The organism is Tenacibaculum sp. IMCC1 (assembly GCF_054906355.1).
Genome location: NZ_CM142818.1, coordinates 3,230,540 through 3,243,129, shown reverse-complemented (window position 1 = coordinate 3,243,129; position 12,590 = coordinate 3,230,540). Strand labels below are relative to the sequence as shown.

At 34.0% G+C, this 12,590-nt stretch carries 10 protein-coding genes; 6 read left to right on the top strand and 4 right to left on the bottom strand.

Translation table 11 applies throughout. The annotated features are described in order from the left end of the window. Positions 1–5: 5 nt before the first annotated feature. Positions 6–1,898: a phosphoglycerate dehydrogenase gene (gene serA, locus ACXIHB_RS15080; protein WP_462098568.1), complete on the bottom strand. Its 1,893-nt coding sequence runs from the start codon at positions 1,896–1,898 to the stop codon at positions 6–8. A gap of 169 nt (positions 1,899–2,067) precedes the next feature. Continuing rightward, entirely contained in the window at positions 2,068–2,877 is an 810-nt protein-coding gene (locus ACXIHB_RS15075; protein ID WP_462098567.1) for a UbiA prenyltransferase family protein, read from the bottom strand. 131 nt (positions 2,878–3,008) lie between these two features. Between ACXIHB_RS15075 and gcvP the strand changes: the two genes are divergently transcribed. Further along, positions 3,009–5,864: an aminomethyl-transferring glycine dehydrogenase gene (gcvP, locus tag ACXIHB_RS15070; protein ID WP_394420735.1), complete on the top strand. Its 2,856-nt coding sequence runs from the start codon at positions 3,009–3,011 to the stop codon at positions 5,862–5,864. A 50-nt stretch (positions 5,865–5,914) separates the two neighbouring features. On the opposite strand, the gene ACXIHB_RS15065 is transcribed toward gcvP, so the two are convergent. Next, the gene (locus tag ACXIHB_RS15065; RefSeq protein WP_047789357.1) at positions 5,915–6,202 is read right to left on the bottom strand and encodes a hypothetical protein; all 288 of its coding nucleotides are present in this window, start codon (positions 6,200–6,202) and stop codon (positions 5,915–5,917) included. A gap of 438 nt (positions 6,203–6,640) precedes the next feature. Here ACXIHB_RS15065 and ACXIHB_RS15060 point away from each other — a divergent pair, with 438 nt between their 5' ends. Continuing rightward, on the top strand, positions 6,641–7,510 hold the full coding sequence (locus ACXIHB_RS15060; RefSeq protein WP_047789358.1) for a zinc-dependent peptidase: 870 nt from the start codon (positions 6,641–6,643) through the stop codon (positions 7,508–7,510). A gap of 314 nt (positions 7,511–7,824) precedes the next feature. On the opposite strand, the gene ACXIHB_RS15055 is transcribed toward ACXIHB_RS15060, so the two are convergent. Beyond that, complete coding sequence (locus ACXIHB_RS15055) at positions 7,825–9,456, bottom strand: ABC-F family ATP-binding cassette domain-containing protein (RefSeq protein WP_159492530.1); 1,632 nt, start codon at positions 9,454–9,456, stop codon at positions 7,825–7,827. Between the two features lie 342 nt (positions 9,457–9,798). Here ACXIHB_RS15055 and ACXIHB_RS15050 point away from each other — a divergent pair, with 342 nt between their 5' ends. The 4 genes from ACXIHB_RS15050 to ACXIHB_RS15035 all read left to right on the top strand — a co-directional run bounded on the left by ACXIHB_RS15050 (position 9,799) and on the right by ACXIHB_RS15035 (position 12,497). Continuing rightward, on the top strand, positions 9,799–10,179 hold the full coding sequence (locus ACXIHB_RS15050) for a hypothetical protein (protein WP_462098566.1): 381 nt from the start codon (positions 9,799–9,801) through the stop codon (positions 10,177–10,179). 179 nt (positions 10,180–10,358) lie between these two features. Further along, complete coding sequence (locus ACXIHB_RS15045; RefSeq protein WP_349264971.1) at positions 10,359–10,874, top strand: hypothetical protein; 516 nt, start codon at positions 10,359–10,361, stop codon at positions 10,872–10,874. Continuing rightward, complete coding sequence (locus ACXIHB_RS15040; RefSeq protein WP_349264970.1) at positions 10,875–11,069, top strand: hypothetical protein; 195 nt, start codon at positions 10,875–10,877, stop codon at positions 11,067–11,069. 243 nt (positions 11,070–11,312) lie between these two features. Further along, positions 11,313–12,497, top strand: coding sequence for a hypothetical protein (locus ACXIHB_RS15035; protein ID WP_462098565.1), 1,185 nt, complete (start codon positions 11,313–11,315; stop codon positions 12,495–12,497). Positions 12,498–12,590: the final 93 nt, after the last annotated feature.

The following is a 12,590-nucleotide window of genomic DNA, read 5'->3' as shown; positions in this document are numbered from 1 at the left end:
CGTTTTTAATACAGTACTCTAAATTTAATTGTTCCTTCAACTTTTTTAAGCTTTGTTATTACTTCTTGATTATATTCTTTATCAACATCAGTAATTACATACCCTACTTTTTCATCTGTAGAAAGATATTGTCCTGTAATATTCAATTCATATTTTGCTAATACCTTATTAATCTTTGCCATTATTCCAGGTACATTTTTATGAATATGTAAAAAACGATGTGCATTTTTATGCTTAGGTAAACGAATATTTGGGAAATTAACCGCATCAACCGTATTCCCTGAATTGATATACGCCATAATTTTGTTCGGAACAAAATCAGCAATATCTCTTTGAGCTTCTTCTGTACTACCTCCCACATGCGGAGTTAAAATCACATTATCTAAGCCTTTTAACTCAGTATAAAACTCACCATTTTTTCTTGGCTCTTCAGGATATACATCTACAGCAGCACCTGCAAGTTTACCTGATTTCAACGCATCCACCAATGCTTCAATATCTACTACAAATCCGCGAGAAAGGTTTACCAAATGCGCTCCATCTTTCATTTCAGCTAACTCTTCCTTTCCTATATAGTTTTTGTTTGCTGAATTATCATCTACATGCAAGGTTACCACATCAGAAATATTCAACAACTCTTTTAATGTATCTAATTTTGTTGCGTTCCCTAAAGCTAATTTATCTTCAACATCATAATAGTAAACGTCCATTCCCAAAGCTTCTGCCAATACAGATAATTGTTTTCCTATGTTTCCGTATCCAACAATTCCTAACTTTTTACCACGCACCTCTCTTGATCCTTGTGCTGTTTTATTCCATTGGCCGTTGTGAATTTCTGTACTTCTTTGAAACACACTACGCATCAACATAATGATTTCTCCAATTGCTAATTCTACTACCGAACGAGTGTTACTATATGGTGCATTAAAAACTACTACTCCATTTTCTTTACATGCTTCTAAATCGATTTGCTTCGTTCCAATACAAAAAGCAGAAACCACCATTAATTTTTCAGCAGCTTCAATTACTTTACGAGTTACTTGTGTTTTAGAACGGATTCCTAACACATGAACATCTTTTAATTTTTCAATCAATTCATCTTCCGATAAACTTCTTGAAACAGTTTCTACAGAAAATCCATCACCTGTCAACTTTGTAAAAGCATCAGGGTGCACGTTTTCTAATAATAATATTTTAATTCTGTTCTTTGGGTATGATAGGTTTCTAGGCAATTTATTAACGTATAAAAATTCATCTAAATTTGGAGTAATATGGTCGGCATTTGCGATTGTCTTATCTCTCGATACATTTTCTGTATAAGCAAAAAAAGTATCAGCAACACCTGCTTCCTTGGTTACAGCATCACTATAACCATCTCCAATTACTTGTACTTCACCTTCTAAATTTAAGGATTTTAAACAATCTATCTTACCGTTGTGCTTAGATAATGGGTTTTGGGTATCAAATCCAACAATAACTCCATCTTTATTAAACTCAAAAGTATTTGCAAATACTCTTTCAGACGGAATGTTATATTCAGCTACGATAGGATCTATAAATTCTTTAAACCCTGCTGAAATCACATAAATATCATCAGAAAAACTTTCAAAAAACTCTTTATTTCTCTCTATAGAAGGAGATACTTTTTGCTTTAGCTCCTCTATTAATAAAGGTAAATCAGACTTTTTTGCACTTAATAACTGAATACGTTTTTCTAAGGACTCAGTAAAAGAAATATCTCCATCAACTCCTTGATTAGTGATATGGATTACCTCTTGAATAATCTCATCTTTTTTCGGACTCCCATTTAAGGTGATTTCGGCTAAAACATCTAATGCTTCCACACTAGTAAGTGTGCTATCGAAATCGAAAACGAAATTTCGTTTTACTAAATTCATGTTACTTAATTTGTGTTTTTATTGTTGTGTTGTTAAGTCAACGAATGTACAAAGGTTTTCTTAAAAACACATATTACAAAACCCTTAAGTTTCAGTTTTTAACTATAAAAAACACGCTGCTTACAAGCTATTACTTTTCAAGTTTCAATACCTGCTAAAAGCTTCAATCTTAAACTAACAAAAATAACAACCAAAAAATGGGAATTGCCTCAACCCAAAAAGAACTGTAGTATTTAGACTGATTTACTCTTGCTCTCATCAATAAAATTAACAATACGGAAAACACCAATAAAAAAGCTGTACGGTATTGAGTATTCGGACTAATCATAAACTCCAACACCAAACACACCCCAAGCAAAACAACCCCAAACTTTTTAGTGTTTTCTAAACCTATTTTTTTAGGAATTGTTTGTAAAGAAATAGCATCGTATTGCACATCTCTAATATCAAAAGGAAGGATTAATATTATTACCAACAAAAAACGCTGTATTACACACAAGTAAACCTCAGTTGTGAAAGAAATTTCACTAGCATATATTGGCAATAACACCGTAGTTACTGCCCATACCAAGGCCACTACTATTATTTTTAAATAGCCAACACTTCGTAAGTTTTTTTGAAATCCACTTAAAAAAGGTACTGCATATAAAAAAGTTAAAACCCCTAAAGGCACGAAAAACAATAAAGTTCTTAAAGGTAGTAACCATGCATAATAACACATCAGCAAGAAACAAATCAGCGAAAATATTTGAATGATTTGCAAGTTTTTAGTCAAACTTCGATGATGGAGTTTCGCTACTCCTGCATATTTAACAAAATTATACCCAGTAATTGTGGCAAAAAACACAAAAAAACCGAGTGATTCATCATACGAAAAACCAAAGTATAATTCCGTGATTCTAAACAAAGAAATCACCGCTAAGGCTACATGAATACTAGAATTTATATAAAAATCGAATACTTTTTTAAAAAGGTTCATCTAACAAAAATAACTTTTCTGTTTATAACCAGCTGTTTTGGTTAATAAAATATTGTTTTTAACAAAAAAATATGTAGTATCAAATCAACCAATTTCACTATTTTTGAGGCACGAAAAACAACAACACAATAATGAACACAAATTCATTTCAACTTAGGCATATAGGTCCTCGTGTTAAAGATCAGGATCAAATGCTTCAAACAATTGGCATTGAGAATTTAGACCAATTGATTTATGAAACTATTCCCGACGATATTCGTTTACAAAAAGAGCTTGATTTAGCTCCTGCCATGAGCGAATATGAATACCTAAATCACATTAACGAATTAGGTGCTAAAAACAAAGTTTTTAAAAGTTATATAGGTTTAGGATACCACGAAGCTATTTTACCTAGTGTTATCCAACGTAATATTTTAGAAAACCCAGGATGGTATACTGCGTATACCCCTTACCAAGCTGAAATAGCACAAGGACGTTTAGAAGCCTTGTTAAATTACCAAACTATGATTTGTGATTTAACAGGAATGGAATTAGCTAACGCTTCATTATTAGATGAAAGTACTGCAGCTGCAGAAGCTATGGCTTTATTATTTGATGTTCGTGAAAGAGCACAAAAGAAAGCAAACGTAAACAAGTTCTTTGTTTCAGAAGAAATTTTACCACAAACCTTATCAGTATTACAAACACGTGCTATTCCTATCGGAATTGAATTAGTTGTTGGTAACCACGAAGAATTTGATTTTTCAGAAGAGTTCTTTGGCGCTATCGTACAATATCCTGGTAAGCACGGACAAGTATATGATTATACCGATTTCGTTGCTAACTGTAACGCAAATAATATCAAAGTAGCGGTTGCTGCTGATATTTTATCATTAGTAAAGTTAAAAGCTCCTGCTGAATTTGGTGCTGACGTTGTCGTAGGTACTACACAACGTTTTGGTATTCCTTTAGGATATGGAGGACCTCACGCTGGATATTTTGCTACTAAAGAAGCTTACAAGCGTAGTATACCTGGTCGTATTATTGGAGTTACCAAAGATGTTGATGGTGGTCGTGCGTTACGTATGGCATTACAAACGCGTGAGCAACACATTAAACGTGAAAAAGCAACTTCAAACATTTGTACTGCACAAGTATTATTAGCGGTTATGGCAGGTATGTATGCTGTATACCACGGTAAAAATGGTTTACAATACATTGCAGATCGTGTACACACGAGCACTACAACTCTAGCAAAAGCGTTAAACGATTTAGGTTTCAAACAAAAGAATAGTGCTTATTTCGATACTATTTTAGTGGAAGTTGAAGCTGACAAGTTACGTCCAGTAGCAGAAGCAAACGGAATCAACTTTAACTACATCGATGCAGAGCATATTTCAATCTCTGTAAACGAAACAGTAGGTTTAAAGGAAATCAATGAAATTGTTGATTGTTTTGAACAAGCATTCAATATCAAAGATATTTTAGTTACTGAATTTACTTCAACAGATGTAATTCCTGCAGACGTAAAAAGAGCTACTTCTTTCTTAGATAACGAAATATTTAACACGTATCAATCAGAAACTGATATGATGCGTTATATCAAAAAATTAGAACGTAAAGATTTAGCATTAAATCACTCAATGATTTCTTTAGGGTCTTGTACCATGAAGTTAAATGCTGCTTCTGAAATGTTACCATTGAGTAATCCTCAATGGGGAAATATTCACCCATTTGCTCCATTAAACCAAGCAGAAGGATACCAAATCATGTTAAGCAACCTTGAAAACCAATTAAATGTGATTACTGGTTTTGCAGGTACTTCTTTACAACCTAACTCTGGTGCGCAAGGTGAATTTGCTGGATTAATGACTATTAGAGCCTATCACGAAGCAAACGGAGACACCCACAGAAACATCTGTTTAATTCCTGCATCTGCTCACGGAACGAACCCTGCATCTGCTGTTATGGCGGGTATGAAAGTGGTGGTTACCAAAACTGACGAAAGAGGAAACATCGATGTAGAAGATTTACGTGCTAAAGCTGAAAAACACGCTGATAATTTAGCTGCTTTAATGGTAACCTACCCATCTACTCACGGAGTATTTGAAAAGGCGATTAAAGAAATTACGCAAATTATTCACGATAATGGTGGACAAGTATATATGGACGGTGCAAACATGAACGCACAGGTAGGATTAACAAATCCTGCAACTATTGGTGCCGATGTTTGTCACTTAAACCTACATAAAACATTTGCGATTCCTCACGGTGGTGGTGGACCAGGTGTTGGACCAATTTGTGTGGCTCCTCAATTAGTTCCATTTTTGCCTACCAACCCTGTAATAGCAACTGGTGGTAACAATGCCATTACGGCTATTTCAGCAGCTCCTTGGGGTTCTGCATTGGTATGTTTAATCTCTTACGGATACATTACCATGTTAGGTGCTGACGGGTTAACAAACTCTACTAAGAACGCTATTTTAAACGCAAACTATATTAAAGAGCGTTTAAGCGGACATTATAGCACTTTATATACTGGTGAAATGAACCGTGCTGCTCACGAAATGATTTTAGACTGTCGTGAGTTTAAACAAAATGGAATTGAAGTTACTGATATTGCGAAACGTTTAATGGACTACGGATTCCACGCGCCTACGGTATCTTTCCCTGTAGCGGGTACAATTATGGTAGAGCCAACCGAATCGGAAGGTGTCGCTGAATTAGACCGTTTTTGTGATGCGTTAATCTCTATTAGAAAAGAGATTGCCGAAGCGAGTAAAGAAAATCCTAACAACCCGCTTAAAAATGCACCACATACGCAAGAAATGTTAACTGCTGATGAGTGGGATTTACCATACTCTCGTAAACAAGCAGCATTTCCTTTAGAGTATATTGCAGACAATAAGTTTTGGCCTTCAGTACGCCGTGTAGACGATGCTTTTGGTGACCGTAATTTAATTTGTTCTTGTAATCCTATTGAAGATTATATGGAAGCAGAAGCTTAATAAATATAACACCTATAAAAAAGACCTCGAAATTTCGAGGTCTTTTTTATTTATGCAACTCTTACAATTCTTTCTAATGGAATAATAGTAGATTCTTTTAAAATTACCGAGGCATCAGTAATACCCCAAACGGTTGTTTCTACTCTCTTTAAACCATCCACATCCATAAAAAATATTTTTACCTTTTCTCTTTCTAAATTTCCTAAAGACAAAGCCCGCTGTAAATCTAAAATACGATTTACTATTGCTTTCTTTTTGTTTAACACCTCTTCTTTTGGGAATTTTAAGAACTTGATCTGTTCTTTTGCTACAGTTATAAAACCTGTTTTTGTAGTCATATTATTGGGGAATTTAAGGTTACTACTTTATAAAATTAAGATTTAAGTTATAGAACTAAAATCTCATTGCCAATGTATACATTTCGAACTTTATTTACAAACAATACAACAAAACAATATAAAATTTAACATTTACACAAAATAAGGAGTTGATTTTTAACAAACACTCAATAAAACCAATATTAAACTACAAAACACTCAAAAACAGAAACTTAAATATTATTACTAAAGAAGATTGTTTCGTTTCCCTCACAATAATTATAAATAAAACGTCATAGCGAGGAGGCTCATTGAGCGAAGTCGAAATGAACGACGTGGCTATCTTTTACTCGGTACACCATATACAGATTGCTTCATTCCATTCGCAATGACGCTTGTACTCTACCCTATTTTTATATATTTGAAAAAAAATTACTAGTAGTCTCAACGCTATTTTAAATGACTTATTTATCTATAATTATACTCGTAGGTATTTTTCTTGTATTCAAAAAAAGCACCTCAACACCAAAGTGGAAACAACCTACAACTCCTTTTCCAAACAAATGGAAAGTTATTTTAACTAAAAAAGTCGCTTTTTACAACGCACTCACTCCTGATGAAAAAGAATTGTTTGAATTCAAAGTTTTTGAATTCCTGTTAAATCATGAAGTTATTGGTGTTGATGTTACAGTTACGATTACGGACAAACTTCTGATAGCTTCTAGTGCTGTAATTCCTATTTTTAATTTTCCTGAATGGCGCTATCCTAACATCAAAGAAATCATTTTATATCCTGCTATGTTTAACGAGCATTTTGAAACCGAAGGAGACAACCGAAGAATTTTAGGAATGGTAGGTAACGGGTATTTAGAAGGAAAAATGGTTTTATCGAAACCTGCTTTACATCTAGGTTTTGAAAATGAAACCGATAAAAAGAATACTGCTATCCATGAGTTTGTGCATTTAATTGACAAACTAGATGGAAATATTGACGGAGTTCCGCATGTATTATTAGAAAAACAATACAGCATTCCGTGGGTAGATTTAATCAACAAAAAGATTGAAGAAATATATAACGACGCTTCCGATATCAATCCGTATGGCGGAACTAACAAAGCGGAATTTTTCTCGGTAGCTAGTGAATACTTTTTTGAGCGTCCGAAGTTATTAGCTAGAAAACATCCTGAGCTTTATGCGTTGCTAGAGCAAATCTTTAAACAAGATATGGACGACATGAACCTGCATTTAAAACGTCTTGATATTTCCAGAAACGATCCTTGTCCTTGTGATAGTGGAGTGAAGTATAAAAAGTGTTGTGGAGTGAACTAATTGTCTCCTCTTCTCGTCATTACGAAGGAGGTTACGACTGAAGTAATCTCTCCTTCGACTAACAGATTGCTTCGTTCCACTCGCAATGACGATAACTCAGACGTCATTTCGACAGAGCGATTTTATGAGCGACGAGAAATCTCAACAATGGGAGTTACTCACATGAATAAGATTTCTCGTTATCACTCGAAATGACAGTAATCGAGACGTCATAGTAAGGAGGCTCATTGAGCGAAGTCGAAATGAACGACTTGGCTATCTTTTACTCGGTACACGATATACAGATTGCTTCGTTCCACTCGCAATGACGTTTTTTACAGGTCAATCTCCTTTAACGCTTTGATGTTGTTACGTTCTAAGAAAGCATCAATCGTTTCAAAGTGTTCTATAACGCGTTGGTCTTTAAATTCAAATACTTTTTGAGATAATCCTTGTAAGAAATCACGGTCGTGCGATACTAAAATTAAGGTTCCGTCGAAGTGCAATAAGGCTTCTTTGATTACCTCTTTCGATTTTAAATCTAAGTGGTTCGTAGGCTCATCTAATATCAATACGTTTACAGGTTCTAACAACAATTTCACCATTGCTAAACGAGTTTTCTCTCCTCCAGAAAGTACTTTTACTTTCTTTTCTAAATCATCTCCCGAGAACATAAAACGTCCTAATATATTTTTGATTTGCGTTCGAACATCACCTTCAGCAACCTCATCTACGGTTTGGAAAATTGTTAATTCAGGATCTAACAATGATGCTTGATTCTGTGCAAAGTATCCCACTTTAGCGTTGTGTCCTAAACCACACTCTCCTTCAAAATCAATTTCTCCCATAATTGCTTTAATCATGGTCGATTTTCCTTCTCCGTTTCTTCCTACAAACGATACTTTTTCTCCACGAGCTATGGAAAAGCTTGCGTCTTTAAATACGGTTAAGTCTCCGTATTGCTTCGTCAATCCTTCCACTTTTACAGGATAATCTCCTGAACGTGGTGATGGTGGAAAACGTAATTTTAAGGCTGAAGTATCTACCTCATCTATTTCTACAGGAACTAATTTTTCTAACATTCGTTCACGCGAAGCTACTTGATTCGTTTTTGAATAGGTTCCTTTAAAACGCTCGATAAACGCTTTGGTATCGGCAATAAACTTTTGTTGTTCTTGGTAGGCTTTTAACTGATGTGCACGACGCTCTTTACGCAACTCTAAATAGTGTGAGTAGTTCGCTTTATAATCGTGAATAGTTCCCATCGTTACCTCAATGGTTCGGTTGGTAATGTTATCGATAAACGCTTTATCGTGCGAAATTACTACTACTGCCTTGGCTTTGTTTAATAAAAAGTTTTCCAACCAAATTACTGATTCAATATCTACGTGGTTGGTAGGCTCATCTAACAAAATTAAATCGGGTTTTTGCAGTAAGATTTTCGCCAGCTCTATACGCATACGCCAACCTCCACTAAACTCTGAGGTTGCTCTTTCAAAATCTTCTTGTTTAAATCCTAACCCTTTTAAAGCTTTTTCTACCTCTGCTTCGTAGTTTATTTCTTCTAACGCGTAGTACTTCTCCCCTAAATCCGATACACGCTCAATGATTTTCATATAATCATCCGATTCGTAATCGGTACGAGTTTCTAATTGTTTGTTGAGGTCGTCCATTTCGGCTTTCATGGCAAAAATAGATGCAAATGCTTTGGATGCTTCTTCTTTTACCGTGCAGTTGTCTTCCATTAACAAGTGCTGCGGTAAGTAAGCGATTACGGTATCTTTCGGACTGCGAACGCCCCCTTTAGTAGGTTTAGAAACTCCTGCTATAATTTTCATCATGGTGGATTTTCCTGCGCCATTTTTACCCATTAAAGCAATTTTATCGTTTTCGTTTATTACAAACGAAACATCACTAAACAAGGTGTTACCACTAAACTCAACCGTTAATTGATCTACCGTAATCATACAAAATATTTTAAGCGGCGAAATTAGCAAAAATGGTCTATACCTTTGATAAAATTTTGGTATAACCTGAGTTTTATAAATTAACTAAAAATCAATAAGGTGTCATGTCGATAGCATGAGGTATGAATGATGAGACCTCTCAACAATAGGTGTTACTTACTTTAATGAATTCTCTCTTTTCAGTCGGGATAACGCTTTCTAGTGTTCTTTAAAGGTAAAAACCAATACCATATACGGCTGCTAACTCATACTACAACTAACAAAATTCTACTTTTAAGTATTGGTTGGTAGCTTTTTCTTAAGCTCTTTTAATGTTTTCTCCGAGAGCTTTTATGAAATCTGTTGGGATTTGAGGCTACGGCTAGCACCGCTGTCAGCTTTTTTACGTGTGTTATTAATTTATCTATTGCCTTATTATTAGCGACTCATGCCGTGGTGTCTTCGGAGCATGCCGTGATATTAGCGACCCATGCCGTGGTATTAGCGACCCGTGCCGTGGTGTCTTCGGAGCATGCCGTGATATTAGCGACCCATGCCGTGGTGTCTTCGGAGCACGCCGTGATATCAGCGACCCGTGCCGTGGTGTCTTCGGAGCATGCCGTGATATCAACGACCCATGCCGTGGTGTCTTCGGAGCACGCCGTGATATTAGCGACCCATGCCGTGGTGTCTTCGGAGCATGCCGTGATATTAGCGACCCTTGCAAGCTTTTATGATAGCTAAAACAACTTTTATTACCTAAATAATTGAACTTATGGGATTCCGTAAGAATATGTATAGATATTTTTTTAGATTCGTAAAAGTATAAACAAACATAAATACAATTATAGACCTACCTAAACAGGTGTATAACGATGTATTTTACATCTATATAAACAAGTTGGCAATAATTAAAAATGGAAATGAAATTAATCTTAATAGGACTTTTATTATTTTTTTATTCATGTAACAATAATTATAAGAAAGAAAAAATCGTTACTAAACAAAAAAATAATATTGAACAGTATGCTGAAGAATTAAATATTGTAGCTTCATTAGACACAATCGATAATAAAATATTCTCTATAGATTTATTTGAACTAACAAAGAAAGGAAATATTGTTATATCAAACTTTGACGTTATTGATATAACAAATAAGGGCGATCAAAATTTTGTAAAAATCCGTTCTTTTGAGAGTTTAATTAATTTTTATATAAACATTAGAGTTTCTATTAAACAATTGAATTATCTAAGAAAACAAATAAAAGCAGATGATATTTTTAATGAGAAAACTTTTGTTATAAAAGTTACAGACTTAAAAAAAATGGATTTTCATCTTGAGTCTAAAAGTGACGACGAATATTTATATGTTGAAATTGAACCAAATAGTTTTGGACCTTATATACTAGAAGCGGAATTAATTAAAGTTATTGAATAAATGAATGAAACTAAAATAGATAGAATCCGTCAAGTTTTTTATTTTTTATTTATGATTTGGGTTGGATATTGTGTTTATAATTTTTCTCAAAGTGGAAGATATCAAAAAGAAAAAGGCTCACATATTATTATAGATACTCAGACAGGTAAATTATTTAAATACGATAGAATTGACGAAAAATTAGAACCAATTTAGAATAAATAAACTGAGTAAAAACTATTGCCAACACCGTATAAAATTAATTACTACATTAGTACTTAACCTAAGGTCGTTGCAATTTTGTTACGTCTGAATTTCCTGTGGAAATTCCTCGCACACAAAACCGCAACTAATCTTATACAAACACGTTAGCATTAATTACCAGTAGCGTGAGCGTAAGGAATAAGTAGTATAATTATGAAACAAGGAACTTGTCATTTATGTAAACAAAATAAGGATTTGGCGGAGAGTCATTTAATTCCAAAATTTGTTTTTAAATGGATGAAAAAGTCTGGTGGAAACTACTTCAGAAGTGCATTAAACCCTAATGTTCGTATGCAGGATGGTTTTAAACAACATCTATTATGTTTTGAATGCGAGCAAAAATTTAGCAAATATGAAAAATGGTTCGCAGACAATATTTTTCATCCCCACGTGAACGGAAAGAAAGATTTTCTTGATTACAATGAGAATTTAGGGAATTTCATCGTTTCCGTTTTGTGGAGACGACTGCTATTAAATAAAATAAATAATGAACCATATTTAGAGGAAGTTTTTAATGATTGGCATTCTTATTTAAATGGTGATTCTGAGATAACTTTTGATGACATACATCTTTTATTTCTTGGAGATATGTGGAATAACAAAAATCAACCTCATGAATTTATTCATAGATATTTTACTAGAGCCGCAGATACTAATATAGCAGAAATAGATAATGACACGATAGTATTTGCTAAATTTTCAAGGTTTATAGTATTGGCTCAGGTTAATAATACAGATGATAATTTTAGAGGAACTAAAGTTTTGTTTAAGAAAAGCCGGTTTCCTTTTGTGCAGTTTGTTGATAATGGAAAAGTTGCACTTTTCTTTATGGAACGTGCAAAAGCAGTGTTTCAATTAGCCCTAAGTCGAATATCAAAAAAAGAACAAGAAAAAATAATTCAAGAAATAAATAAAGACACAGACCAATTCTGGAAATCTGATGCTGGTAGCAGCATTTCTAAAGATATGCAAAGTAATATTGTTTCTTACGAAGTCGATGAACGATTTAGGTATGTTTGCGATTGTTGTTTTGAATCTTTATATGCACCTAGTGGTTACTTATTAAGAACCTTTGAAATTATACAGTCATCTAAATATTGGAGAAATATTTTTATTGACAAGAATTATGGTGTTGATAATGTAGGTTTAGAAAAAAGGATTGAGGCTTTTAAGAGCGTTACTTCTTCACCTTCACCTTGGGTCATCTGTGATAAGTGCATTGATTGGTTTGATGTTGAAAGGGATGAAAACAAAGAGTATATGAACAATTGGATTAGTGATAAAGCGAAATATATTCCTCCTAAATGTGATGATTTTAGAAATTACATAAGTGAAGAAGGTGTCAACCAAATGCTTAATATGATTGTGTCGATTCAATAACTAATGCTAACAAAGAACTGAAGTAAAAACAAGTAAATTTTATACTTTTTTAAACCAACGTACTTTTGTAATTTTCATCATAAGGTAAACCAC